This window comes from Polaromonas sp. P1_H6 (genome assembly GCF_056405195.1).
In genome coordinates, this window is record NZ_JBFUCN010000010.1 from 1 (window position 1) to 23,467 (window position 23,467).

Sequence of the window (23,467 nt, forward strand, 5' to 3'; positions counted from 1 at the left end):
CGAGACCCCGCCTGAACCGAGCACCGCAGGTTGCCCGCAGCGAAGCGAAGGGACGCAGCAACCAGGGTCGCCTTTTCTTTTGCTTACTTTTCTTTTGGCGAAGCAAAAGAAAAGTGAGTAGCCGCCGGGCTACCCCCGGCCAGCAAGCCTCAGCAGAGCACACCCCGCTTGAACTAAAACAGCTCCACCATTACCCTAACCCCATGCCCCAACCCCAAGTCCTCCGCCTCCACCCCGGAGAAGATCTCCGCACAAGCCTGACCAAAGCCTTCGCCGACCTGCAAGCCGGCCAGAACACGACGGCGGCTTGCATCATCTCCGCAGTGGGCAGCCTGTCCCAAGCGGTACTCCGTTACGCCGGCCAGCCCGACGGAACGGTGCTGCAAGAACCACTGGAACTGATCACGCTGTCGGGCACGCTAAGCCCCGACGGCGTCCACCTGCATGCCTGTGTGGCAACAGCACGCGGCGAGATGCGGGGCGGCCATGTGATGCCGGGCTGCATTGTGCGGACCACGGCGGAGATCGTGCTGGCGCCGCTGCCGGGCTGGGTGTTCACGCGTGAGCATGATGCGCAGACCGGCTTCAAGGAGTTGGTGGCGAGGCCGGCAGGGCCTTCAGCGTGAAAACGGCGTCGCATTTGATGTAGGCCTCTTCGCACAGCTGTATGAGCCTGCGGGCAGTGACGGGGGCGTCACAGCGGACGTAGATTGAATGGATCCCATCGCATGCGTGGTGAAAATCCGGTGTGTTCAAGCCGGAAAACAGGAGAGTTGTCATGAAAGCGTTGAACAGCAGTCTGTCGCACCTGGGTCTTCGTTCTGGCGGCGTATGTTTGTCCGCCGCGCTCGCGGCTGTCCTGGGGTTTTCGCCCGTGGGTGCGCAGACCACGGGTGGCGCCGCGGGTACGACAGGTAATACAGGCATTACCGGCACCACGGGCACGAACACCAACACGGGGACCGGCACCGGGGGCACCACCATCAACGGCAACAACACCGGCACCACGGGCACCAATACCAACACGGGCACCGGCACGGGCGGCACCAATATCAATGGCGGCAATACCGCCACCGGGGTGCCCGGCACGCGCGGCGCAACGGGTACGAATCCGGGCAGGCCCCTGGCGAACCCCCTGAACCGCAACCCGGCACGCCGCGCCGTCGCCAGCGAACCCGCGCAGCCCATGCCTGTCGACCCCCGGGATTCGACCACGCGGCCGGCGACCGAGCCGGGCACGCCGGATCCACGCGACAGCACGCGTTAAGGATGGCCGGGCACGCGGCCTGAACTGTTCTGTTCGCTCAGTGGGGGTTGATGCGTGAAAGGTCGTGCAGCCACTCGCGGTAGGCGCTTTCGCGCTCGGGTGGCGGCACGCGCAGCAGGGCGGAGGGGTGCAGGGTGATGAGCACCTTGCGCCCGTCTTCACGTTCCAGGATCTGGCCGCGGTTGGCCATGACCGGCACCGCCTTGCCGAGCAGGGCGCGGGCGGCGGTTGCGCCGAGGGCGACCAGCAACTCGGGCTGCGCCATGGCAATCTCGTCTTCCAGCCAGTGCAGGCAGGCGGCGATCTCGCGCTGCGCCGGGGTCTTGTGGATGCGGCGTTTGCCGCGCAGTTCGAACTTGAAGTGCTTGACCGCGTTGGTCACGAAGACCTTGTCGCGGCCTATGCCGAGCTCGCTCAGCGCGCGATCCAGCAGGTGGCCGGCGGGGCCTACAAAGGGCTTGCCGGCCAGGTCTTCCTGGCTGCCCGGCTGTTCGCCGACCAGCATGACCCTGGCCTTGCGCGGGCCTTCGCCGCACACGGCCTGTGTGGCGTGTTCGCCGATGGGGCACTCGCGGCAGCGGTTGGTGGCGCGCTGCAGGGCCGTGCGCGAGCGCACCAGCTCGATGATGTGTGTGCCATCCGCGGGCTCTTTGGGTTCTGCTGGTTCTTTTTCCCCTCTTTCCCGTTTGGCTGGCGTTGCGGCGCACTCCGCATTCAACTGCTCAGGCCCGATCGCAATCTGCTTGTGCATGGCTTGCGGTTTCAGCCGCGCCGGAGGGAAGGTGCGCCGGTAAAAGGCCAGCCACAGCTGTTCGCCCGCGTCGGGCGGCGGGGCCGCCGCCGCCTGGGCGCCGGGACCGAAGCGCAGCTGCCCGCCGTCCCATTCGAGGCTGCGCTCGGGCGTCAGGATGGCCCAGCGCATTTGTTTGTAGCGGCGCTCAAAAAAGGGCGCGACGGCTTCAATGATGTGGTGTTCGGGCTCGGACCAGGCCACATGCAGCGGGCCGACTTCGGGGTCGGAGCGGAAGGTGTCGTCCAGCACGGTGCGAAAGCGCGTAAAGGCTTTCATCTCATGCATGTCGCGCCGCACGGCCTCGGCCATGCGGCCGGCTTTCACCATGTCGGCGTCAAGCGGATCCTGCCGCAGGCCGGGCTCGTGGACCAGGCGCCAGAGGATGCGGTACAGCAGGCCGAAGCGGCCCGGGTCGCTGTGCAGGATGACGACCTGGCACAGCGCCATGAATTCGGGTGGCACGCTGACGGCGGGTGCGCCGTTGAACGCGGCCTTGTCTTGGAAGGCGCCGCCCGGCGCGCGGGCGGCGGCAAAAAGATCCTGGACGGCGCTGTCGGTGCTGTGCCAGCTGATCTGCTCGGGCAGCATTTGCTGCGCCAGCAGGCCGCGCGCGGCACGGCGGAAGCCCTCGAAGTCGGCCTGGCCCTGCAGCATGACGGGCAGCGGGGCTTGCGGAAAGAGGTCGGTCGTCAGCAGGTCATTCATCACGCCCATGCAAAGATCCTTTCTGCTTCACGTCAGACTTCATGGTGCGGCGGCGGGTTCAACCGCGGCTGTAGGCAAAGAAGCCGACTTCCTGGGTGCGGGCGTCGCATCGGCAGGAAAGAGAACACGAGGGAACATCAAAACACTGTATCAATATACAGTGTTTTGGGGCTATGGACACAGAAGTAAAGGCGAAAACCCTGGCGGCCTGTGGCTTTGGCGCCTAAACCGGGCGGAAAGCGCCTGGATGCAGGGCCCGGCTTGTCAGCGTGTGGCCGGGCGTGCGTTTCGCGGGGGCTGGGCCGCCCGGGCGGCGCGGGCGAGTTTCCTGGCGTGGGCTTCCATCGCCGCGTAGATTGCCGTGGCGATGCCCAGCGGCGCCAGGTAGTAGATGACGCGGTAGGCCACCAGGGCCGCCAGCAGTTCAGCCTGCGGCATCAGGTGCGACAGCAGGGCGACGAACACCGCCTCCAGCACGCCCAGACCGGCCGGGATGTGGGTGATGACGCCGGCCACGGCGGCCAGCAGCAGCACGCTGACGACGGCGGAAAACTCGATGCGGTGCTGCAGCAGGATGTACAGGATGCCGGACATGGTGAGCCAGTTGCCGGCGCCCATCAGCAGCTGCAGGACGGCCAGCCGCGGCGAAGGCAGTTCGAGGGTGTGGCCGCGCAGCTCGTAGTGGCGCTGGCGCGTGAAGGTGCAGATGCCCAGGTAGGCCGCGGCCGCCGCGAGCAGCGCGAGGCCGGCCAGGCGCAGGTGGACGGTGGTGACCGGCCAGTCCAGCGGCAGGGTGGGCGGGTGCAGGCTGAACACCCCGCCGGCCAGCAGCACATACCCCATCCAGTTGGCCAGCATGCTGATGGACATGATGCGCGTGATGGCGCCGGGCTTCAGGCCCAGGCGCGAATACAGCCTGAAGCGGAAGGCCACGCCGCCCACCAGCGAGCCGAGGTTGAGGTTGAAGGCGTAGCTGGTGAAGGTCACCAGCATCACGGTGGGGGCGCTGAGTTTGTGGCGCGTGTAGTGCCGGCCCAGCAGGTCAAAGCAGCTGTAAAGCGTGAAGCTGGCCGCGGCCAGGGCCACGGCGCCCCAGGCGGCGGTGAGCGGATAGTTCTCGAGGGAGTTGAGCACCTCGCCCCAGGCAATGCTGCGCGCCTGCGACACCAGCAGGGCGGCCACCAGCACAAAGAACACGCTGGTGGCGCCGCGCCTGAGCCAGGGCCACCAGGGCCGGCTGCGCCAGGGGCCGCGGGCGGGGGGCGGGTTGGGGCTGGCCATCAGGCGCTCACACGGTTTTGGCCTGCTGGCTTACCGCTTCGGCATCTCTGCCGGTGGGGCCGGCGGGGGCGGGGAGGTCCTGGCCGGCGGGCGTGATGCGCGGCGTGTGCGCCGGCAGCCAGCCGGCCCAGGCCGGGTAGCGCCGCAGCAGGTGGAAAACGAAATAGCTGCGCACGGTGCGCCACCAGGTGGGCTCGACCAGGTTTTCGCGGGTCACCTGCTTGCAGCTGTTTTGCATGATCGCGGCCAGCCGCGTGCCCAGCTCCTGGTTGAAGGCGCGGTCACGGATGACGACGTTGGCTTCCAGGTTCAGCGAGAGGCTCAGCGGGTCGAGGTTGCTGGAGCCCACGGTGGCCCATTCGTCGTCGATGACGGCGACCTTGCCGTGCAGCGGCCGTTCGCAGTATTCGTAAATGCGCACGCCGGCGTCCAGCAGGTGGTGGTAGAGCATGCTGGCGGCGGTCTTGACGATGGCCATGTCGGGCTCGCCCTGCAGGATGAGGCGCACGTCCACGCCGCGCCGCGCCGCGTGGCGCATTTCCCTGAGCAGCCGGTAGCCCGGGAAGAAGTAGGCGTTGGCGATCACGACGCGATGGCGTGCCGTGCGTATGGCCGCGCGGTAGTGGCGCTCGATGTCGTTGGTGTGCTTGCGGTTGTCGCGGGTGACGAACAGCGCGGAGGCTTCGCCCGCCGCTGCGGGGACGCTGTCGCCGCGCCAGGTGCCTGCGAACGAGCGCGCGCGGTTGGAAAAGCGCTCGCGCAGGCCCTCGGGCGGCTCGGCGCCGGCGTTGCGCCGGCCGGCGGCCAGGGCGCGGCGCACAAAGCTGTGGATGTCGGCGACGATGGGGCCTTCGATTTCGACGGCGTAGTCCTGCTTGGCCTGGGGCCCGAAGTCGGCCAGGTGGTCGGCCGAATAATTGATGCCGCCGACGAAGGCGCGCTCGCCGTCGACCACCACGATCTTGCGATGCATGCGACGAAACAGGTTGGTGCGCCAGCCCCAGAGCCTGGGGCCGGGGTCGAACACATGCAGGCGCACACCGGCGCGCGTGAGCGTCGAGATGAACTCGGGCGACAGGTCGGGCGAGCCGTAGCCGTCTATGGTCACGTCGACCTGCACGCCGCGCCGCGCCGCCTGGTGCAGGGCCGCATGCAGTTCCTCGCCGACCTTGTCCTCGAACAGGATGAAGGTTTCCAGCACGACCTCACGTTTGGCGGCGGCGATGCACTCGAACACGCGCGGGAAAAATTCCTCGCCGTTCTCCAGCAGGCGGAACTGGTTGCCGCTCACCCACCTGGACATGTCTAGATCTCGATTTCTGCCGCGAGCGGCGCGTGGTCAGATAAGTGTGACCAGGGCCGCAGCGGCAGCACCACGGGAGCGTTGCCTATGGCGTTGCGCACATAGATGCGGTCCAGGCGCAGCAGCGGCAGGCGTGCGGGGAAGGTGCGCGCCGCATGGCCGTTGGCCTGCACGAAGACCTCGTGCAGCTCGGCGCCTTTTTCGAGCCGCGCGTGGGCGCGGTGCCGCCAGTCGTTGAAGTCGCCGGCGACCACCACGGGGGCATGCGCCGGGATGTCCTTGCGCACCAGCTCGCAGAGCATGTCCATCTGCTGCTCGCGGTGGGTTTCCATCAGGCCCAGGTGCACGCAGATGGCGTGGACGTTGACGCTGCGGCCGGGAATCTGCAGTTCGCAGTGCAACAGGCCGCGGCGCTCGGGGCCGCTGATGGACACGTCGCGGTTCTCAAAACGCACGATGGGGAACTTGGACAGCACCGCGTTGCCGTGGTGGCCGTTGGTGTAGACGGCGTTGCGGCCGTAGGCGAACTGCGGCCAGATGGTGTCGGCCAGGAATTCGTAGTGCGGCGTTTCGGGGTAGTTGTCGAACTTGTCGGCGTGCTTGGCGTGGGTGCCCGTCACTTCCTGCAGGAACACCACGTCGGCGCCCACGCTGCGCACGGCTTCGCGCAGCTCTGGCAGGATGAACTTGCGGTTGAAGAAGGTAAAGCCCTTGTGGATGTTGACCGTGAGCACCTTGAAGGAGAACGAGGACTCGGGGCTCACGGCGGCCAGTGCGGTTTGCGTGTCGGCCTCCACGGCGGCCATGTCAACCTGCGTGCCCGCCTTGGGCGGCGTGACGGGTACGGCGACGGACAGCGCGTCGGGCGCACCACGGCGCGAGGCACCGTTAGGACTTGAAACAGAAGGGTCGGGAACGGAAGGCTGCATAAGAAGGGAGGCAAAAGGCAAAGGGCGGGTGATGGAAAACCGGAAGCGCGGACATATCAATACCGGCAAAGAGGCAGCATACGCGCCCGCCGGACACCCTGACGGACATTGTGGCTTCGCGGCTTTCGCCCAAGGTGTAGGACAAAACTTATTTGTACGCCCGGCTGGCGCGCCTCTTCAGCGACCCTGGGAAGCCGCCTGCGCAACCACACGCCGCGGGCGCAGTGTCCTACATGGCGCGGCGTGCCTCTCCGGCACGTCCGCCTTGGCTTGGCCCCTAAATTGAAATCAGCCCCGTTATCGCGTTATCGCATGAGGGCTTGTTTGTTCCACACGCCTTGTTTCTGGGGCCAACCGAAGAGGAAATGACCATGAAGAAGTTTTCGATGAAATCCATTCCCGTAGCCGCTGCCATCGCAACCGCCCTGTTGATGGGTGGGCAGGTCCAGGCGCAGACCGATACCACGAGTACCACGACGCCGCCGGGCACGACCAAGCCCAAGGACCAGAACACGGCGGCCCCCGCAGGCGGTGCGGCCAAGACGCCTGAAGCACGCACAGCCGCCAAGGCCGATCGCGCGGCAGCGAAGGCCGCCAAGCGCGAGAAACGCGCGGCCAAACGGGCCCAGAACTCCGCCGCGCGTGACGCGGCCGCGACCTCGACCGGCGGTGCGCAAGGCCCCACTGTGGGCGGTACCAAGTAAGACAACACACCTGCTTCGGGGGGAGTAATCCACGCGAAGCGGCATGGGCGGGCCACAACGGTCTTCGTTGCGGCCCTGCCGGGTGGTTTGCCTTGGGGCAAGGCCATCGTTTTTTGAAGGAGATTGAAATGTCCAAATTCTTGATTCGCTCGATTCCCGGCGCCGTGGCGCTGACCCTGGCGGCTGCGCTGGCCGCCCCTGGCGCCTTCGCGCAAAGCCTGGGGGTCGGTGTGGGTGTAGGCGCCGGCGCCGGTGTGAGTGGCAACAGGGCTGCCGGCAATGCCGATGCCGGCCTGGGCGTGAACCTGGGTGTCAATGCCGGCCAGAACGCCAATATTGACGCCGCCACCCGCGCGAACGCGGCGGGCGGCGGTGACAGCGGCTCCGGCATGACCAGCGGCCGGGTGGGCGCAGGTGTAGGCGCGGGTGCCAATGTCTCCGGTGCGGTGGACGACACCGCACGTGCCACAGGACGCGCGGCAACCCGCACGGGTAACGCCGTGAAGAGCGGCGCCCGGCGCACCTACAACGGCGTGAGTAACGGTGTGGGCAGTGCGGCAGGCAGCCTACAGGGCGGCGTGCAAGGCAGTGTCCAGGGTGGCGCGGGCGTCAGTGGCGGCGCGCATTAAAAACCGGACCTGAGGCCGGCCGCCCGTTTGCGGGCGGTTCGGCCCAGATTTTCAATGCCTCAAAGCCGGGCGCGGGCATGTCCCGCGGCCCGGCTTTTTGCTGCCCTTTATTTGGGCCGCGGCTGCGGAAAATCCTTGTCGGGCTGCAACAGCGTGCCGGCGCGCAGTGCCTTCACGGCGGCGGCCACCGCGCTGGCCGCGTTGCGCACCTCGGCCAGCACGGCCTTGTCGGCGTCCAGCGTGTCGTGGCTGGTGGCATAGGGTTCGTAATAGCCGATGTAGCGGTCCAGCCGGGCCTGGCTGCCGGCGTCTATCAAACCCATCCAGTCCAGCCAGTCGCTGAGGCCGCGCCGCGTGCCCTCGATACCGGCGACGTCGCCGTGCACCACCAGGCCGTAGGCGCGGCCGGCCAGGTGCTTGGGATAGTCCCAGCCCTTCATCTCGAGCGCCTTGGCTTCCTCGGGTTTTTTGCCGTGGGTGCTGGTGGGGTCGGGATTGCCGCCGTCGGCGCAGACCAGGCGGTCCATCATGAGCTTGAGCGGGCTGGGCGACTGGTACCAGTACACCGGTGTGAGGATCAGCACGCCGTGCGCGGCCGTCCAGCGTTCGTAGATCTCGGCCATCCAGTCGCCGGTCTGCCCCAGCGCATGGTTGGGGTAGCAACTGCAGGGCCAGTGGCACAAAGGCATGGCGGTGGAGACGCAGCCCTTGCAGGGATGGATGCGCAACTGGTAATCGGAACTGAGCAGGCTCAGGTCCAGCACGTCGGCGTGCATGCCCGCGCCTTCCAGCGCGGTTTTGGCGGTGTTGAGCAGCCGCCAGGTCTTGGAGATCTCGCCGGGGCAGGTTCCGTCGTTGCGGGCCGAACCGCAGACCAGCAGCACGCGGGACGGCGTGGCGGGGTTTTCCCATACAGCCTGCGTCTTCTGCAGGCGTGCGCGGGTTTCCAGCCATTCGGTCGACAGGTCGTAATCAGGGTCGGCAAAACCCTCGCCGGCTTTGCGTGTGAGGGGCGCCTTGCGGCCTTCCTTGTACGCATCCCAGGCCAGCGATTCGAGCCGCGCCAGGGCTTCATCTTCGGCGCGAAAGGCCGGGTCCACAAAGGATTGCATGAAACGTTCGTGGAAAGCATCGCGCGACAGGACGGCCGGTGCCTGGCCTTTGCGGACTTCGCTCATGGGCCCAGTTTAGTGAGGCTGGGCGGCGCGAATAAAGGCATTCGACAGCGTCCTACGCGGGCTTTGGGCGGCGTCCGGCGAAAACGGGCGGACGTAAAAAAGCCCGCACCGGGTCACGGTGCGGGCTTGGGGTCAGCGCGATCAGCGCGCCGGTGGCTTAGCCCTTTTGCGGTGCCGGGCCGCCGTGCTCACGGTGGCCGCCGCGCGGGCCGTGCTTCTTGTGCTCGGCATCAAAGGTCTTTTGCTGCTCGGGGCTCAGCACGGCGTAGAAGGTTTTGGTGGCTTCGCCGCGCTTGTCCATGGCGGCGTTCATTTCAGCCATGCGCTGGGTGCGCATTTCCTTCATCTTGTCGATGCGCTGGGGCGTGGTCAGCTTGTCGAACTCGGCGCGCTGCTCGGGTGTGGGACGCGCGCCGTGGGCGGGCGGCTGCATGGCGGCCGTGTAGCTGGTCCACGCGCCTTCCTGGGCCGGCGTGATCTTGAGCTTGGCCTTGAGTTCGGCCTGGTGCTTGGCGATCATGGCCTGCATTTTGGCGGGGTCGTGGCGGCCCATGCGGCCTTCATGCGGGCCGGCGGGTTTGCCGGCTGCGGGCGGCGAGCCCGCGGGCGCTGCGGGAGGTGTTTGTGCCATGGCGCCGGCGCCCACCGTTGCCAGCAGGCCGGCCAGGACGAGGCTGTTGAGGGAAGCGGAGGGCTTGAATGCGAATTTCATGGGAACTTCCTTTCAGGGGAGAAGATGCCTGAAAAATCCGCTGCCGTGACATACGGCTTTTGGCTTCAGGTTGAAAGCAAGTGTGGTGGTGCTCTGTATCCCCGCCGTTGCCCAGGCGATGAGGGTTTGTAAAGTTTCTTGAATGTTCACCGGTGTTGGGGCTCCTGCTGTCCTCAGGCTGTGCCGTACAGCAGGGTTTCGAACAGGTCCTCTCCGCCCATCTGCCCGCCCTTGAGCATGATCTCCAGCCCGTCGAGCGCGGCTTCGTCGCTGTGCAGGCGGCACAGGGCGACACCGGGCGCGAGTTGCGCGGCATAGGACAGGCCCCAGGCCTTGAGCGCCTGCACGGCCAGGCTGGAGGTGTCGCCGCCGGCAATGCCGAGGCGGCGCAGGGGCACGGCCCGCAGCACGCGCCTGAGCAGGGCGCCGCTGGCCTGCGCGAGCGCGCGGCCGTCCACTGGCCAGTCGCAGGGCTGGCCGTCGGCGGCGGTGCAGGCCAGTACGTGGCGGCCCTGGCCCAGCAGCGCGGCGATCTGGTCCGACATCTGCCCGGCATAGGCCGTGTCGGCGGTGAGGCGGGCGGCGTCCAGCGCGACCTGCCGGTAGGAGCTGGCGGCCTGGACCTGCTGCGCCGTCACGGGGGACAGGCTGCCGGCGAGCACCAGCACCGGGCCTGTTGCGGCGGCGATGCGGGGCGCCGCCGCTTCGGCACCGGATTGCCAGTGCGCGGCCAGGGCCTGCACCACGCTGCTGGGCCCGGTGGCGAGCAGGCGTTGCGCTTGCGCGCGTTGCCAGATCAACCGGCCCACGGTGGCCAGGTGGCTGTCGTCGGCGACGTCCAGCAGGACCGCGTCGGGCTTGCGCGACAGCAGGCCGGCCAGCTGGCGGTCCAGCGCTTCGGCGTCCTGGCTGTAGTCGGGGTAGGCGATACCGGCGACTTGCGCCAGGCCCTGCGCGGCCAGGTGGCGCCGCAGGTCGGCCTCGTGCATGGGCGTGATGGGGTGCCGGCTCATGGTGGGGTGACGGTCCAGGCGGTGCACGGCGGGGCCGGCGCCGGCGAACAGGTTGCCGAACACGCAGTAGCGCCGCAGGTTGGGCTGGCCGCCGACGATGGGCACAAAGGCGTTGCCGGCATGCGGCTGCAGGATGCGGATGGCAGCGCCTATGCTGCCGATCTCGGGGGCGCTGTCAAAGGTCGAGCAGGTCTTGTAATGCATGACGGGTGCGCCCAGGCGCGCGAACAGCCGGCCCACCGGTTCAAGCTCGGCGCGCATCTCGCCGGGGTTCATGGCGCGTGCCGCGCCGGCGATGCCCAGGCAGTCCAGCGTGCCGGCGCGTTCCAGCTGCGCATCGGTCGGCAGGCCGAGGAAGAGCAGGCTGCGAAGCCCAGCCCGCGCGGCCGTGGCCAATGTATCTGTGGCACCGGTGAAGTCGTCGCCGTAGTAGGCGATTTTGAGAGCGCCGTCGTTCAAGCCCATGGGTTATTTGCCGAAGAAGGCCAGCGCCGCCGCGAGTTCGGGCGCGTTGCGTGCATGCTCGGCCAATGCCACGCCGGCACGCGCGGCTTCCCAGGCCTGGCGGATGCTGGCCACGCCGGCCGCCGGGCCGCCGGGGTGCGCGAGTATGCCGCCGCCGGACATAAAGAGCAGGTCGTCGCTTTTGATGGCGGCCCAGGTCGCGGGCACGGTGCCGGCCCACTGGCCGGACGAGAAGGCCGGCATGACGCGGTCGTCAAAACCGGCGGTCAGTGGCGTGTAGCAGTCGCGCGCGGAGGCTATCACCTCCTCATCGGCCTGCGAGAACTTGCCCTGCAGGCCGTGCACATGCATGTGGTCGACGCCGGCCAGGCGCCACAGCGTCTGGTAGGCCTGGAAGGACATGCCCAGCAGCGGGTGCCGCGACAGCGCGCCGTAGCCGTTGCGGTGGCCGTGGAGGGCCAGGCCGGTGTGGCGGCGCAGCGTCTGCATGCCCGAGTAGCCGCACCAGTTGAGGCTGGCCATCACGCAGCTGCCGCCTTCGCGTTCGACCAGGTCGGCGTGGCGTTTCATCGCGTCGGTTTCGTCGGTGATGTTGAAGGCCACCATCACGTGTTTGCCGGTGCGCTGCTGGTGATCCCGCACCATGGCCATCACGGCCGGCACGCGTTCACTCAGCGGCGCATGGGCCGGGTTGGCGCAGACCTCGTCGTCCTTGATGAAGTCCACACCCGCGGCGCACAGGCGCGCGACGAGCTCGGCGGTCTGCGCGGCGCTGAAGCCGACGTTGGGCTTGATGATGGTGCCGACCAGCGCGCCGCTTGCCACGCCGGTGGCCTTGCGCGTGCCGGCGATGCCGACCTGCGGCATGTCGAAGAAGGCGCGGTAGCCGGCCGGCAACTGCAGGCTTTCCAGGCGCAGGCCGCTGGCCTCGCCGAGGTCATAAAGATTGCCAGAGACGGTGGCGGCCAGCGTCGGCAGGTTGGCGCCCACATTGGCGACGGGAAAGGAGATGCGCACGCGCGCGCGTCGCCACGGGCCGCTGTGGCCTTTGCGTTCGAGCAGGGCGTTGGGCAGGCTGGGCGCGGTGGCGGATTCGAGTTCGTCGATCTGCTCGACCGTGGCGCGCGCGCGCAGGCGCAGCTCGTCGGTTTCGCCCTCGACGCGCGTGAAGGTGCCGCAGGACTGTTCGCCCGCCATGACTTCGGCGACCTTCTCGGGCGCCAGCGGGGTTTCGATCAGGTAGGTGGCTTCAAAGCGGTCGGCTTGCATGGCGGTGCTCAGAGTTTGCTGAGGTCGGGGAAGGGCCGCACCGGCTCGCTGCCGTCCCAGTTTTCGGAGGAGGCGCGTATCAGGTCGAACATCTTGCCCTTGGGGCCGGCGACTTCGGACAGCTCGATCACGGTGCCGGGGTGGTATTCGGTGTCGAAGTAGATGAAGCGGCCTTTTTCGCCGACTTCGCCGCTCATCACGGGCTTGAAGCCTTGCTTCAGCAGGCGCGCCAGGTCGGCGTCGTAGTTGCTGGTCCAGTAGGCGACGTGCTGCAGGCCGGTGCGGCCGGCGCGCAGGAAGTCGCGGTACATGGAGGGCACGTCGTTGCGCGTCTGGATCAGCTCGACCTGCACAAAACCCGAGTTAGCCAGCGCCACCGAGTTGTGCGGTTCGTGCGATTCACCGCGGTAGCTGTAGTTTTTGATGGGCACCTTGGGGTTGTAGAACCAGGGGCCGACGCCCAGGGTTTTGCTCCAGTAGTCCATCGCGGCCTCGATGTCGGGCACGACGTAGCCCAGCTGGCGGATCTCGCCAAAAAATTTGCTCATGGGTTTGCTCCAGTGAAAGGGTGTTTAGTTTTTGAGGAAGCCGGTGGAGAACCAGGGCACGGCGGCCACCAGGGCCAGGCCTATGAGCAGCGCGCCCATATAGGCCCAGATGTAGGGAATGCCTTCGTCGGGGTCGACCTTGCTGACCGCGCAGGCGCCGTAATAGCCGACACCGAAGGGCGGCGCGAACAGGCCTATGCCCATGGCGAAGATCACCACCATGGCGTAGTGCACGTCGTGCACGCCGACCATGCGGGCGATGGGAAACAGCAGGGGGCCGAACAGCACAATGGCGGGAATGCCCTCGAGCACGCTGCCCAGGATGACGAAGGCGACGATGGACACCGCGAGGAAACCGTAGGCGCCGCCGGGCAGGCTGCCCATGACACGCGCCAGGTCCTGCGAGAAGCCCGACTGCGTGAGGCCCCAGGCCATGGCGGTGGCACAGCCGATGATGAACATGATGGCGCCGGTCAGCGACGCGGTCTCTATCAGCATGGGCATGAGCCGGCGCCATGGGAACTGGCGGTACAGGAAGAGGCCGGCCAGCACCGAATAGAAGATGCCGATGGTGGACACCTCGGTGGCCGTGGCCACGCCCTCGACCACCGCGGCGCGGATCACGAAGGGCAGGATGATGGCGGGCAGGGCGATCAGCAGCAGCTTGCCGATTTCGCGCTTGCTGTGGCGCGCGACGCCGCTCAGGTCTTCATGGCGGTAGCGCCACCACACGACCGTGCAGAGCGCCGCGCCCAGTACCACGGCCGGCAGCAGGCCGCCGGTGAACAGCGCGGCGATGGAAACGCCGGTGACCGAGCCTATGGTGATCAGCACGATGGAGGGCGGGATGGTTTCGGTCTGCGCGCCGGTGGCCGACAGCAGGGCCACCAGGTCGCCGGGCTTGGCGCCGCGCTTTTTCATTTCGGGGAAGAGCACGGGCGCGATCGCTGCCATGTCGGCGATCTTGGAGCCCGAGATGCCGGAGACCAGGTACATCGCGCCTATCAGCACATAGCTGAGGCCGCCGCGCACATGGCCCAGCAGGCTGGCCAGGAACTGGATCATGGCCTTGGCCATGCCGGTCATCTCGATCAGCGCGCCCAGGAAGATGAACAGCGGCACCGCCAGCAGGATCATGTGCGACATGCCTTCGTCCATGCGGCCGACCATGACCAGCAGCGGCGTGGACGTCGTGAGCGCGAGGTAGCCGAAGGTGGCCAGTGCGAACGAGAAGGCAATCGGCACGCCCGACAGCACGGTGCCGGCGACGACGGCCACAAAAAAGAGGATCAGGTTGAGTTTGCCCAGCGGCTGCAGCAGCGGCTGCGCGAACCAGAACAGCAGGACCACGGCGGCGGTGCCGGCCAGTGCGATGCCGGTCTGCTTGAAGGAGCTGATGCGCAGCAGGCGCAGCACCGCCACGATGACCATCAGCGCCATGCCGATGGGGATGGCCGAGGCGCGCCAGGCGTTGTTGACTTCCATGGCCGCGGTGACGATGAAACTTTCTTCATAAGCATATTCCGAGGCCGGGTAGATCACCAGCACCAGGAAGGCAATCGACGCGGTGATCGCCAGGGTGTCGAGCAGCGCGCGGGTGTGTGGCTTGACCTTGTTGACCAGCGCCGTCATGCGCATGTGCTCGCCGCGGCGCAGCGCGACGACCGCACCCAGCATGGACAGCCACAGGAACATGATGGAGGCCAGCTCGTCCGACCAGACCAGCGGCGCATGGAAGACATAACGCGAGACCACGCCGGCGAACAGCACAAAGATCTCGGCCAGCACCAGGGCGGCGGCGATGGACTCCACCACATGACCCAGGCCGCGGTCGGCCTTGTGCGCGAGGTGGCTCAGCGCGTTCGGGGGAGGTGCGCTCGCGGTGGGTGCGCTAGGAATGTGGGACATGCGGTCTGACTCCGGAAGGAAGGCGAGATAACTGAGGCAGCTGGTTTTGCCCCTTCCCCCGCTGGGGGAAGGTTGGGATGGGGGGCTTGCGGCCTTGGAAGAAGCGCTTGCTCAAGCGCCGCTGGCCCCCACCCCTGCCCTCCCCCAGCGGGGGAGGGAGTAAGAGAGGGGAGAACTGCTTACGCGAGCTTGCCCACTGACTGTTCCAGCAATCCCCAGGCCTCAGCCCCAAAACGCTCTTTCCACTCGCCATAGAAACCGGCTTCACGCAGCTTGGTGCGGAAGCTGTCGGCCGTCGGGCGGTTGATGGTGAGGCCCTTGGACTGCAAATCGGCCACTACGGTTTCGTTGAGTTTCTTGATGTCCTCGCGCTGCTGCAGGCCGGCTTCGTTGATGGCGCGGGCCACGATGGTCTTGAGGTCGGCGGGCAGCTTGTCCCAGGCGCGGCCGTTGGCGATGAACCAGTAGCCGTCCCAGATGTGGTTGGTCAGCGAGCAGAACTTCTGCACTTCATAGAGCTTGGCGACCTGGATGATGGGCAGCGGGTTTTCCTGCGCATCGACGATCTTGGTCTGCAGCGAGGAATAGACCTCGCTGAACTGCAGGCTGGCGGGCGCGGCGCCCAGGCCCTTGAACATGGAGATCGACAGCGGGCTCACGGGCACGCGTATCTTCAGGCCGTCCATGTCTTTCGCCGTGGTGACCGGTGCCTTGCTGCTGGTGGTCTGGCGGAATCCGTTGTCCCACATCTTTTCAAACGCATAGAGACGGCTCTTGCTGATGGCTTCGCGCACATGCGCGCCCAGCTTGCCGTCCATCGCGCCCCAGACCTGGTTGTAGTCGCTGAAGGCAAAACCCACGGCATTGATGGCGGCCACCGGCACCAGCGTGGCGATGACCAGCGCGGACGGCGTGAAGAACTCGATGCCGCCTGAGCGCACCTGGGCCAGCATGTCGGTGTCGCCGCCCAGCTGGTTGTTCGGGAAGATCTTGATTTCGACGCGGCCGTTGCTTTCTTTCAGGATGCGGTCGGCGGCCTGCTGGGCGCGGATGTTGAGCGGGTGGGTGACGGGCAGGTTGTTGCCGTACTTGTAGGAGAACTCGGCGGCGCGGGCCATGGAGGGCAGGGCGGCGGCGATGCCGGCGGCGGAGGCTGCGGACAGGGTGCGCAGCACGCTGCGGCGGGTGACTTCGGTCATGGTTTGTCTCCAGTTTTGTTTTGATGCGTTTTGATGCATCATTGGGTGAAAGCAGCGCAACGATAGGCGCAGGGCATTTAATCGTCAAACCGAAAAAATGATGGATTTTGATGTATGAGGGTTATCCCTGATGGATCGGAGGGGCAGCAGCAGCGGGCACGCGTGGTGGACATTGCGCGCGCCGCCGGCGTTTCCACTGCCACTGTAGACCGGGTGCTGAACCAGCGCCCCGGCGTGCGCGGAGCCACCGCGCAAAAAGTGCTGAAGGCCGCGGCCGAGATGGACTACCTGCCGGAGACGGGCCTCTATGCCGCGCTGGCGGCGCCGCCCATGCGGCTGACGTTTCTGTTGCCCGACGGCAGCAACCGCTTTATCCGCATGCTGGGCGACACGGTCGGCTATTCGCAGGAGCACCTGACGCCCTTCAACGTGAAATGCCGCACCGAGCTGTTTGAAAGCTTCAACCCGCAGCAACTGGCCGCCAGCCTGCAGCAGCAGGGCAAGCGCAGCGATGGCATCGCCTTCATGGCGCTGGAGCATCCGGCGGTGCGCGAGGCCGTCAGCGAACTCGCCGAAAAAGGCGTGCCCGCCATCACGCTGATCTCCGACCTCTCGGGCTCGCAGCGCGCCGGTTATGTGGGCCTGGACAACCGCGCGGCCGGGCGCACGGCCGGCTACCTGGTGGGCCGCTTCATCGCGCCGGGCGCGCGCGGCGGCAAGGTGGCGCTGATCGCCGGCTCGCTGAGCTACCGCGCCCATGAGGAGCGCGAAGCCGGCTTCCTGCATGTGATCGAGGAGATGTTCCCGACGCTGCAGGTGGTGGGCCTGCGCGAAGGGCAGGACGACGCGCAGAAAAATTACCAGCAGACGCGCACGCTGCTGGAGCAATACCCGGACCTCGCGGGCATTTACAACATCGGCGGCGCCTCGGACGGCGTGGCGCGCGCGCTCAAGGAAATGGGGCGCGAGCACAAGGTGGTCTTCATAGGCCACGGCCTCACGCCCGACACGCGCGCCATGCTGATAGACGGCAGCATGGACGCGGTCATCACCCAAAGCCCGCAGTCGGCCATGATGAGCTGCGTGCGCATGTTCACCAACCTGCGAGACGGGCGCGACGTGATGAGCGGTGTCGACGCGGTGCGCAGCCAGGTCATCTTCCGGGAAAACCTGCCCTAAAGCCGGCTCTTGATGGCTGCCGTTGCCACGAAAGGCCTGGGTGCATACAATGGCCCTAGCTTGTCGGGGTGCCAAAGATTTCCGTAAGGAGTATCGAGGCTGAGATCGCAGTATGCGAGACCCGCTGAACCTGATCGGGGTCATCCCCGCGTAGGGAACAACGCAATTGGCTCCGGCACTCCGTAGCGGCACCCCCAGACGCCGCCCATGGACCTCCCGGCTCCCCAGCAGGCACCCCACCTCCTGGAGAAACACATGGCCAAAACCCGACTCACCGTTGACACCCAAGACCTCACGAGCCGCATCACGCGCGCGCCGTTTCCCGGCTCGAAAAAGATCTACATCGAGGGCTCGCGCCCCGATATCCGCGTGCCTTTTCGCGAGGTCACGCTGACCGACACCCTGGTGCACGAAGGCGCCGGTGAGCCGCGCCGCGAAGCCAACCCTCCCCTGCGCCTGTACGACGCATCCGGCGTCTACACCGACCCGGCCTCTCCCATCGACATCACGCGCGGCCTGCCGCCGCTGCGCGGCGCCTGGATCAACGAACGCCAGGACACCGAGGCCCTGCCCGGCATCAGCAGCGCCTACGGCCGCGAACGCCTGAACGACCCGGCCCTGGCCGCGCTGCGCATGGCGCATGCGCCCGTGCCGCGCCGCGCCAAGGCGGGCGCCAACGTGTCGCAAATGCACTACGCGCGCAAAGGCATCATCACGCCCGAGATGGAATACATCGCGGTGCGCGAAAACCTGGTGCGCGCGCAGCTGGCCGAACGCCTGGCGACCGAGCGCATGCCGAAAAAAGGGCATTCCTTCAACGCCGCGATTCCGGAGCAGATCACCGCCGAATTCGTGCGCGACGAGGTGGCCCGCGGCCGCGCGGTGATCCCGAACAACATCAACCATCCCGAGAGCGAGCCGATGATCATCGGCCGCAACTTCCTGATCAAGGTCAATGCCAACATCGGCAACTCGGCGGTCACCTCGAGCATCGAGGAAGAAGTCGACAAGCTGGTCTGGTCGATTCGCTGGGGCGCCGACACCGTGATGGACCTCTCGACCGGCGAGAACATCCATGAAACCCGCGAATGGATTTTGCGCAACTCGCCGGTGCCCATCGGCACGGTGCCGATCTACCAGGCACTCGAGAAAGTCAACGGCAAGGCCGAGGACCTGACCTGGGAAATCTTCCGCGACACGCTGATCGAGCAGGCCGAGCAGGGCGTGGACTACTTCACCATCCACGCCGGCGTGCGCCTGGCCTATGTGCCGCTCACCGCGAATCGCCTGACGGGCATCGTCTCGCGCGGCGGCTCCATCATGGCCAAGTGGTGTTTGTCGCACCACAAGGAAAGCTTTCTGTACGAGCGCTTTGACGAGATCTGCGAGATCATGAAAGCCTACGACGTGTGCTTCTCACTGGGCGACGGCCTGCGTCCCGGCTCGATCGCCGACGCGAACGACGAGGCGCAGTTCGCCGAGCTGCACACGCTGGGCGAGCTCACGCAGATCGCCTGGAAGCACGACGTGCAGGTGATGATCGAAGGCCCCGGCCACGTGCCGCTGCAGCTCGTGAAGGAAAACGTCGACAAGCAGCTCGAAGCCTGCTTCGAGGCGCCCTTCTACACGCTGGGCCCGCTGATCACGGACATCTCCCCGGGCTATGACCACATTTCCTCGGCCATGGGCGCGGCCAACATCGGCTGGTACGGCACGGCCATGCTGTGCTACGTGACGCCCAAGGAACACCTGGGCCTGCCCAACCGCGACGACGTGAAGCAGGGCCTGATCGCCTACAAGATCGCCGCGCATGCGGGCGACCTGGCCAAGGGCTACCCGGGTGCGCAGATGTGGGACAACGCAGTCTCCAAGGCGCGCTTCGAGTTCCGCTGGGAAGACCAGTTCCGCCTGGCGATAGACCCCGACACAGCCATGGCCTACCATGACGAAACGCTGCCGAAAGAGAACGCCAAGGTCGCGCATTTCTGCTCCATGTGCGGGCCGAAGTTCTGCTCCATGAAAATCTCGCAGGAGGTGCGCGAGTTCGCGCGGCTCAACCCGGCCACCACGACGCTGGCGCCGGCGGGCGGGACGATTCCGATCAAGCAGATCGCGACCGGTTTTGAAGAGAAAGCCAAAGAGTTCCGCGAAGGCGGCAGCGAGATTTATTCCTGAGCAATTCCTGACATGAGCACCTTGCACATCGGCATCGCGGGCGCGGGCCTGGCCGGCCGCACGCTGGCCTGGCGCCTGCTGCGCGCCGGCTGCCGCGTGAGCCTGTTCGATGGGCGGGCGCGCGGCGATGTCGCCACGGCTTCGATGACGGCGGCGGCCATGCTGTCGCCGCTGGCCGAGCTTGCGGTGTCCGACGACGCCGTGTTCGCGCTGGGCCAGCGCTCCATGCAGCTGTGGCCGCAATGGATAGGCGAGCTGGCCGATGCAGGCCTGCCGGTGTATTTCCGGCGTGAAGGGACGCTGGTCGTGGCGCATGCGCCCGACCAGAGTTCGCTGGCGCATTTCGCGGGCTTGTTGCAGCACAAGCTGCCCGTGGCGGTGCGCGCGCAGGTGCACACGCTGGACGCGGCCGCGCTGGCGCGCGCCGAGCCGGCGCTGGCTGGGCGTTTTGGCAACGGCCTGCTGCTGGACGGTGAGGGCCAGCTGGCCAACGACCAGTGGATGGCCGCGCTCGCGGTGGAGATAGACCGGCTGGGCGGCACGTGGCTTGAAGGCGTGGCGGTCGACGCCGTGGAGGACGATCACATCGAATGCGCGGGGCAAACTTACGGCGTGGATGTCGCGGTCGATGCGCGCGGCGTGGGCGCCAGGGAAAGCTGGCCACAGCTGCGCGGCGTGCGCGGCGAGGTGCTGACCGTTGAATGCCCGGGCGTGAGCCTGCAACGCCCAGTGCGATTGATGCACCCGCGCTACCAGCTGTATGTGGCGCCGCGCCCCCATCACCAGTTTGTGGTCGGCGCGACCGAGCTGGAGTCGGAAGACACCGGGCCGGTGACCTTGCGTTCCACGCTGGAGCTGGGCAGCGCACTGCACAGCCTGCACCCGGCCTTTGGTGAGGCAAGGGTGTTACGCCTGGCGGCAGCCTTGCGCCCGGCGCTGGACGATCACCGGCCAACGATTGCGCAGCGGGATGGCGTGTGGCATATCAACGGCCTGTACCGCCACGGCTATTTGTGCGCGCCGGCGCTGGTCGAGGACCTGGTCCATCAACTGCTGGGACAGAACCATGAGTGACATGACAAGCACGATCAATATCTCGCTGAACGGCGAAACCATTCAAACCGACGCGCCTACCCTGCAGGCCTTGCTGCTGGCGCGCGGCTACCCGCTGCAGGGCGCGTTTGCCTGCGCTATCAACAGCGGCTTTGTGCCGCGGCCGCAATGGCCTGATCGCCGCTTGAATAGCGGCGACCGCATAGACATCGTCACCCCGATAACTGGAGGTTGAATGGACACCACCACTGTTTCATCCCCCATCGCCCACGGCAGCCCCTGGACCGTCGCCGGCGTCACCTTGTCCAGTCGCTTCTTCCTGGGCACCTCGCATTACCCCTCGCCGCAGGTGCTGGGCGACGCGGTGCGCGCCAGCGGCACCGAGGTGCTGACGGTGGGCCTGCGCCGCCTGCAGCCTGAAAGCGGCGGCGGCAACAGCTTCTGGCAGCGTGTGCAGGCCATGAACTGCCGCATCCTGCCCAACACGGCGGGTTGCCACAGCGCCGAAGAAGCCGTCACGCTGGCGCAGATGGCGCGCGAGATTTTCGGCACGCCCTGGATCAAGCTTGAAGTCATAGGCGACGACTACACGCTGCAGCCCGACACGGTGGCGACGCTGGAAGCCGCGACCACGCTGGTGAAGGAAGGTTTTGCCGTGTTCGCCTACACCACCGACGACCTGGTGATGGCGCAGCGCCTGCATGCGGCGGGCTGCGCGGCCGTGATGCCCTGGGCCGCGCCCATCGGCACGGGCCGCGGGCCGCTGAACCCTTACGCGCTCGAAACCATGCGCCGGCGTTTGCCCGATGCGGTGCTGGTGGTTGACGCCGGCCTGGGCCGGCCCTCGCATGCCGCGCAGGTGATGGAGCTGGGTTTTGATGCCGTGCTGCTGAACACCGCGGTGGCGCAGGCCGGCGACCCGGTGCGCATGGCGCGCGCCTTTGCCGACGGCGTGGCGGCCGGCCGCGCGGCGTATGAGTCCACCCCCATGCCTGAGCGTGCGGCGGCGCAGGCCTCGACACCGACGGTAGGTGTTCCCTTCTGGCATTCCCCTTGAGATCTCTATGAAGTCCTTTGCCCCCCTCACTGGTCCCATCGGTTTTTACCCCGTCGTGCCCGATGCCGCCTGGGTGCGGCGCCTGCTGGGTTGGGGCGTGCGCACCATCCAGTTGCGCATCAAGGCAGCCGACCACGATGCGGAAGAGATCGCCTGGGAAGTTCGCACCGCGGTGGCGGCCGGGCGCGACGTGCCGGGCGCGCAGGTGTTTATCAACGACCACTGGCAACTGGCGCTGGAAGCAGGCGCCTATGGTGTGCACCTGGGCCAGGAAGACCTGGACACGGCCGACATTGCGGCCCTGCGTGAAGCGGGCATACGTCTGGGCCTGAGCACACACACGCCGGCTGAGCTGGCGCGGGCGAAGGCGGTGAAGCCGTCCTACCTCGCCATAGGCCCCATCTACCCGACGACGCTCAAGGTCATGCCTTACGAGCCCGTGGGGCTGGAGCGCCTGAAGCTGTGGGTGCAAGACGCGGCGCCTTACCCGGTGGTGGCGATAGGCGGGATCTCGCTGGCGCTGGTGCCTGGCGTGATGGCTTGCGGCGTGGATGGCGTGGCGGTGGTCAGCGCGGTGACACTGGCGGCGGACCCGCAAGAAGCGGCGCTGCAGGGCTTGCGGCTGGCCAAACACTAAAAAGAGAAGGGCTGCGGGGAAATCCGGCAGCCCTTTTGCAGTGAACGCCCGCGGCGATCAGGCCGACAGCGCTGGATAGTCGGTATAGCCTTTTTCGCCGCCGCCGTAGAAGGTGTTCTTGTCGGGCGTGTTGAGCGGCGCTTTGGCGCGCAAGCGTTCCACCAGGTCGGGGTTGGCGATGTAGGGCTTGCCGAAGGCGATGAGGTCGGCGCCATCGGCCACGGCTTTTTCAGCGAGTTCCTGGTCATAGCCGTTGTTGACCATCCAGGCGCCCTTGCCGCCGGCCTTGCGGTAGGCGGCTTTGAGCGCTGGGTAGTCGAAGGGCCGGTCATCGAGTTCACGCGGGCCGCCGGTCGCGCCTTCGATGACGTGGACGTAGGCCAGGTTCAGGCCGGCGAGTTGCTTGACCACGTATTCAAACAGGGTCTGCGGCTTGCTGTCGTGCACGTCGTTGGCCGGGGTAACCGGCGACAGGCGTATGCCGGTGCGGCCGCCGCCGACCGCGTCGGTCACGGCGCGAGTGACTTCGAGCAGCAGGCGTGCGCGGTTTTCGATGCTGCCGCCGTAGTCGTCGCGGCGCTGGTTGCTGCCGTCCTTGAGGAACTGGTCTAGCAGGTAGCCGTTGGCGCCGTGAATTTCCACGCCGTCAAAGCCGGCAGTCTCGACGGCGTTGCGCGCCGCTGCCGCGAAAGTGTGCACGATGCCGGGGATTTCGCCGAGATCAAGCGCTCGCGGCTCGGAAGTCTCGACAAAGGTCGGCACACCGTTTTCGATCAGCACCGTCTTGGTCTTGGCGGTGATGGCCGAGGGCGCGACCGGCTTGCCACCATTGGGTTGCAGCTTGGTATGCGACACACGGCCCACATGCCACAGCTGCACAACGATCTTGCCGCCTCTTTCATGCACGGCATGGGTGACTTTTTTCCAGCCGTCCAGCTGTTCGCTGCCGTACAGGCCGGGCACGTCGGCATAACCCTGGCCCTGGTGGCTGACGGCGGTGGCCTCGGTGATCAGCAGGCCGGCGCTGGCGCGCTGGGCGTAATAGGTCCGGGCGATAGCCGGCGGCACGGCGTTGGGTGAACGGTTGCGCGTGAGCGGCGCCATGACAACGCGATTGGCAAGGACGAGGTCACCGGCTTTGTTGGAGTCGAATAAGGTGGGCATGGAAAGGTCCTGAATGGGGGCTGAATGAAAAACAGGGCCAGTTTGGCCCTGTTTCGATTGGCTTGCCCAACACAGGTTGCTGGTTTCATGCTATTGACCGCAAGGATCTGGCTGTCCCCGCTCCCGAACCCGCTCCCGCTTGCCCCGTCCTGGCTGGGCCGAGGAGCGCAGACGTAGGCGGATCAGGGATCGCGCTTGTTTGAGCCGAAGGCGAGTTTGCGCGAGACCCCGCCGGAGTCGAGCACCGCAGGTTGCCCGTAGCGAAGCGTAGGGACCCAGACTGCGGGTCGCCTTTTCTT

22 protein-coding genes and 1 riboswitch are annotated in these 23,467 nt (G+C 66.8%); of the genes, 10 read left to right on the forward strand and 12 right to left on the reverse strand.

Annotation, left to right across the window (positions count from 1 at the left end; all coding sequences use genetic code 11):
• Positions 1-203: 203 nt before the first annotated feature.
• Together AC1D1F_RS11075 and AC1D1F_RS11080 are read left to right on the forward strand one after the other, a co-directional pair.
• Positions 204-626: a PPC domain-containing DNA-binding protein gene (locus AC1D1F_RS11075; protein WP_477677515.1), complete on the forward strand. Its 423-nt coding sequence runs from the start codon at positions 204-206 to the stop codon at positions 624-626.
• 152 nt (positions 627-778) lie between these two features.
• On the forward strand, positions 779-1,267 hold the full coding sequence (locus tag AC1D1F_RS11080) for a hypothetical protein (protein ID WP_477677516.1): 489 nt from the start codon (positions 779-781) through the stop codon (positions 1,265-1,267).
• Between the two features lie 37 nt (positions 1,268-1,304).
• On the opposite strand, the gene AC1D1F_RS11085 is transcribed toward AC1D1F_RS11080, so the two are convergent.
• The 4 genes from AC1D1F_RS11085 to AC1D1F_RS11100 all read right to left on the reverse strand — a co-directional run bounded on the left by AC1D1F_RS11085 (position 1,305) and on the right by AC1D1F_RS11100 (position 6,155).
• Positions 1,305-2,774 (reverse strand): UdgX family uracil-DNA binding protein, encoded by a 1,470-nt coding sequence (locus AC1D1F_RS11085; protein ID WP_477697024.1) that lies wholly within the window; start codon positions 2,772-2,774, stop codon positions 1,305-1,307.
• 255 nt (positions 2,775-3,029) lie between these two features.
• On the reverse strand, positions 3,030-4,046 hold the full coding sequence (locus tag AC1D1F_RS11090) for a lysylphosphatidylglycerol synthase domain-containing protein (protein ID WP_477677518.1): 1,017 nt from the start codon (positions 4,044-4,046) through the stop codon (positions 3,030-3,032).
• A gap of 7 nt (positions 4,047-4,053) precedes the next feature.
• On the reverse strand, positions 4,054-5,349 hold the full coding sequence (gene clsB / locus AC1D1F_RS11095) for a cardiolipin synthase ClsB (protein WP_477677519.1): 1,296 nt from the start codon (positions 5,347-5,349) through the stop codon (positions 4,054-4,056).
• A gap of 2 nt (positions 5,350-5,351) precedes the next feature.
• Positions 5,352-6,155, reverse strand: coding sequence for an endonuclease/exonuclease/phosphatase family protein (locus tag AC1D1F_RS11100; protein WP_477677525.1), 804 nt, complete (start codon positions 6,153-6,155; stop codon positions 5,352-5,354).
• A gap of 494 nt (positions 6,156-6,649) precedes the next feature.
• On the opposite strand from AC1D1F_RS11100, the gene AC1D1F_RS11105 reads away from it, so the two are divergent.
• Both AC1D1F_RS11105 and AC1D1F_RS11110 read left to right on the forward strand, forming a co-directional pair.
• The gene (locus AC1D1F_RS11105; RefSeq protein ID WP_477697023.1) at positions 6,650-6,982 is read left to right on the forward strand and encodes a hypothetical protein; all 333 of its coding nucleotides are present in this window, start codon (positions 6,650-6,652) and stop codon (positions 6,980-6,982) included.
• 128 nt (positions 6,983-7,110) lie between these two features.
• On the forward strand, positions 7,111-7,611 hold the full coding sequence (locus AC1D1F_RS11110; RefSeq protein WP_477677521.1) for a hypothetical protein: 501 nt from the start codon (positions 7,111-7,113) through the stop codon (positions 7,609-7,611).
• 107 nt (positions 7,612-7,718) lie between these two features.
• Here AC1D1F_RS11110 and AC1D1F_RS11115 read toward each other — a convergent pair whose 3' ends face one another.
• The 7 genes from AC1D1F_RS11115 to AC1D1F_RS11145 all read right to left on the reverse strand — a co-directional run bounded on the left by AC1D1F_RS11115 (position 7,719) and on the right by AC1D1F_RS11145 (position 15,903).
• On the reverse strand, positions 7,719-8,789 hold the full coding sequence (locus AC1D1F_RS11115; protein WP_477677522.1) for a flavodoxin family protein: 1,071 nt from the start codon (positions 8,787-8,789) through the stop codon (positions 7,719-7,721).
• 157 nt (positions 8,790-8,946) lie between these two features.
• Entirely contained in the window at positions 8,947-9,501 is a 555-nt protein-coding gene (locus tag AC1D1F_RS11120) for a Spy/CpxP family protein refolding chaperone (protein ID WP_477677523.1), read from the reverse strand.
• A gap of 173 nt (positions 9,502-9,674) precedes the next feature.
• Positions 9,675-10,973 (reverse strand): four-carbon acid sugar kinase family protein, encoded by a 1,299-nt coding sequence (locus AC1D1F_RS11125; protein WP_477700724.1) that lies wholly within the window; start codon positions 10,971-10,973, stop codon positions 9,675-9,677.
• A 9-nt stretch (positions 10,974-10,982) separates the two neighbouring features.
• Positions 10,983-12,248: a ribulose-bisphosphate carboxylase large subunit family protein gene (locus AC1D1F_RS11130; RefSeq protein ID WP_477677081.1), complete on the reverse strand. Its 1,266-nt coding sequence runs from the start codon at positions 12,246-12,248 to the stop codon at positions 10,983-10,985.
• A gap of 8 nt (positions 12,249-12,256) precedes the next feature.
• On the reverse strand, positions 12,257-12,796 hold the full coding sequence (locus AC1D1F_RS11135) for a VOC family protein (protein WP_477677082.1): 540 nt from the start codon (positions 12,794-12,796) through the stop codon (positions 12,257-12,259).
• 24 nt (positions 12,797-12,820) lie between these two features.
• A complete protein-coding gene (locus AC1D1F_RS11140) occupies positions 12,821-14,704 on the reverse strand; it encodes a TRAP transporter large permease (protein WP_477677083.1) in 1,884 nt (627 codons plus the stop codon).
• Between the two features lie 179 nt (positions 14,705-14,883).
• Positions 14,884-15,903 carry a TRAP transporter substrate-binding protein gene (locus tag AC1D1F_RS11145; RefSeq protein ID WP_477697021.1) on the reverse strand — a complete coding sequence of 340 codons (1,020 nt, stop codon included), beginning with the start codon at positions 15,901-15,903 and terminating at the stop codon, positions 14,884-14,886.
• 114 nt (positions 15,904-16,017) lie between these two features.
• Between AC1D1F_RS11145 and AC1D1F_RS11150 the strand changes: the two genes are divergently transcribed.
• The 6 genes from AC1D1F_RS11150 to thiE all read left to right on the forward strand — a co-directional run bounded on the left by AC1D1F_RS11150 (position 16,018) and on the right by thiE (position 22,004).
• Positions 16,018-17,082: a LacI family DNA-binding transcriptional regulator gene (locus AC1D1F_RS11150; RefSeq protein ID WP_477697020.1), complete on the forward strand. Its 1,065-nt coding sequence runs from the start codon at positions 16,018-16,020 to the stop codon at positions 17,080-17,082.
• Positions 17,083-17,136: 54 nt separating this feature from the next.
• Positions 17,137-17,256, forward strand: a riboswitch (TPP riboswitch).
• An 81-nt stretch (positions 17,257-17,337) separates the two neighbouring features.
• A complete protein-coding gene (thiC, locus tag AC1D1F_RS11155) occupies positions 17,338-19,257 on the forward strand; it encodes a phosphomethylpyrimidine synthase ThiC (protein ID WP_477697019.1) in 1,920 nt (639 codons plus the stop codon).
• A gap of 12 nt (positions 19,258-19,269) precedes the next feature.
• The gene (gene thiO, locus AC1D1F_RS11160) at positions 19,270-20,331 is read left to right on the forward strand and encodes a glycine oxidase ThiO (RefSeq protein WP_477677087.1); all 1,062 of its coding nucleotides are present in this window, start codon (positions 19,270-19,272) and stop codon (positions 20,329-20,331) included.
• Entirely contained in the window at positions 20,324-20,545 is a 222-nt protein-coding gene (gene thiS / locus AC1D1F_RS11165) for a sulfur carrier protein ThiS (protein WP_477677088.1), read from the forward strand. Before thiO ends, thiS begins: the two co-directional genes overlap by 8 nt.
• Complete coding sequence (locus AC1D1F_RS11170; protein WP_477677089.1) at positions 20,546-21,367, forward strand: thiazole synthase; 822 nt, start codon at positions 20,546-20,548, stop codon at positions 21,365-21,367.
• A gap of 7 nt (positions 21,368-21,374) precedes the next feature.
• Positions 21,375-22,004 (forward strand): thiamine phosphate synthase, encoded by a 630-nt coding sequence (gene thiE / locus AC1D1F_RS11175; protein ID WP_477677090.1) that lies wholly within the window; start codon positions 21,375-21,377, stop codon positions 22,002-22,004.
• 57 nt (positions 22,005-22,061) lie between these two features.
• Here the strand turns inward: thiE and AC1D1F_RS11180 are convergent, their stop codons facing one another.
• Positions 22,062-23,168 carry an alkene reductase gene (locus tag AC1D1F_RS11180; protein ID WP_477697018.1) on the reverse strand — a complete coding sequence of 369 codons (1,107 nt, stop codon included), beginning with the start codon at positions 23,166-23,168 and terminating at the stop codon, positions 22,062-22,064.
• Positions 23,169-23,467: the final 299 nt, after the last annotated feature.

What these genes read in the sequence shown, in the direction of transcription:
- AC1D1F_RS11075 (WP_477677515.1), top strand. Translation starts at nt 204, where the DNA reads ATGCCCCAACCCCAAGTCCTCCGCCTCCACCCCGGAGAAGATCTCCGC.
- AC1D1F_RS11080 (WP_477677516.1), top strand. Translation starts at nt 779, where the DNA reads ATGAAAGCGTTGAACAGCAGTCTGTCGCACCTGGGTCTTCGTTCTGGC.
- AC1D1F_RS11085 (WP_477697024.1), bottom strand. Translation starts at nt 2,774, where the DNA reads ATGGGCGTGATGAATGACCTGCTGACGACCGACCTCTTTCCGCAAGCC.
- AC1D1F_RS11090 (WP_477677518.1), bottom strand. Translation starts at nt 4,046, where the DNA reads ATGGCCAGCCCCAACCCGCCCCCCGCCCGCGGCCCCTGGCGCAGCCGG.
- clsB (WP_477677519.1), bottom strand. Translation starts at nt 5,349, where the DNA reads ATGTCCAGGTGGGTGAGCGGCAACCAGTTCCGCCTGCTGGAGAACGGC.
- AC1D1F_RS11100 (WP_477677525.1), bottom strand. Translation starts at nt 6,155, where the DNA reads ATGGCCGCCGTGGAGGCCGACACGCAAACCGCACTGGCCGCCGTGAGC.
- AC1D1F_RS11105 (WP_477697023.1), top strand. Translation starts at nt 6,650, where the DNA reads ATGAAGAAGTTTTCGATGAAATCCATTCCCGTAGCCGCTGCCATCGCA.
- AC1D1F_RS11110 (WP_477677521.1), top strand. Translation starts at nt 7,111, where the DNA reads ATGTCCAAATTCTTGATTCGCTCGATTCCCGGCGCCGTGGCGCTGACC.
- AC1D1F_RS11115 (WP_477677522.1), bottom strand. Translation starts at nt 8,789, where the DNA reads ATGAGCGAAGTCCGCAAAGGCCAGGCACCGGCCGTCCTGTCGCGCGAT.
- AC1D1F_RS11120 (WP_477677523.1), bottom strand. Translation starts at nt 9,501, where the DNA reads ATGAAATTCGCATTCAAGCCCTCCGCTTCCCTCAACAGCCTCGTCCTG.
- AC1D1F_RS11130 (WP_477677081.1), bottom strand. Translation starts at nt 12,248, where the DNA reads ATGCAAGCCGACCGCTTTGAAGCCACCTACCTGATCGAAACCCCGCTG.
- AC1D1F_RS11135 (WP_477677082.1), bottom strand. Translation starts at nt 12,796, where the DNA reads ATGAGCAAATTTTTTGGCGAGATCCGCCAGCTGGGCTACGTCGTGCCC.
- AC1D1F_RS11140 (WP_477677083.1), bottom strand. Translation starts at nt 14,704, where the DNA reads ATGTCCCACATTCCTAGCGCACCCACCGCGAGCGCACCTCCCCCGAAC.
- AC1D1F_RS11145 (WP_477697021.1), bottom strand. Translation starts at nt 15,903, where the DNA reads ATGACCGAAGTCACCCGCCGCAGCGTGCTGCGCACCCTGTCCGCAGCC.
- AC1D1F_RS11150 (WP_477697020.1), top strand. Translation starts at nt 16,018, where the DNA reads ATGAGGGTTATCCCTGATGGATCGGAGGGGCAGCAGCAGCGGGCACGC.
- thiC (WP_477697019.1), top strand. Translation starts at nt 17,338, where the DNA reads ATGGCCAAAACCCGACTCACCGTTGACACCCAAGACCTCACGAGCCGC.
- thiO (WP_477677087.1), top strand. Translation starts at nt 19,270, where the DNA reads ATGAGCACCTTGCACATCGGCATCGCGGGCGCGGGCCTGGCCGGCCGC.
- thiS (WP_477677088.1), top strand. Translation starts at nt 20,324, where the DNA reads ATGAGTGACATGACAAGCACGATCAATATCTCGCTGAACGGCGAAACC.
- AC1D1F_RS11170 (WP_477677089.1), top strand. Translation starts at nt 20,546, where the DNA reads ATGGACACCACCACTGTTTCATCCCCCATCGCCCACGGCAGCCCCTGG.
- thiE (WP_477677090.1), top strand. Translation starts at nt 21,375, where the DNA reads ATGAAGTCCTTTGCCCCCCTCACTGGTCCCATCGGTTTTTACCCCGTC.
- AC1D1F_RS11180 (WP_477697018.1), bottom strand. Translation starts at nt 23,168, where the DNA reads ATGCCCACCTTATTCGACTCCAACAAAGCCGGTGACCTCGTCCTTGCC.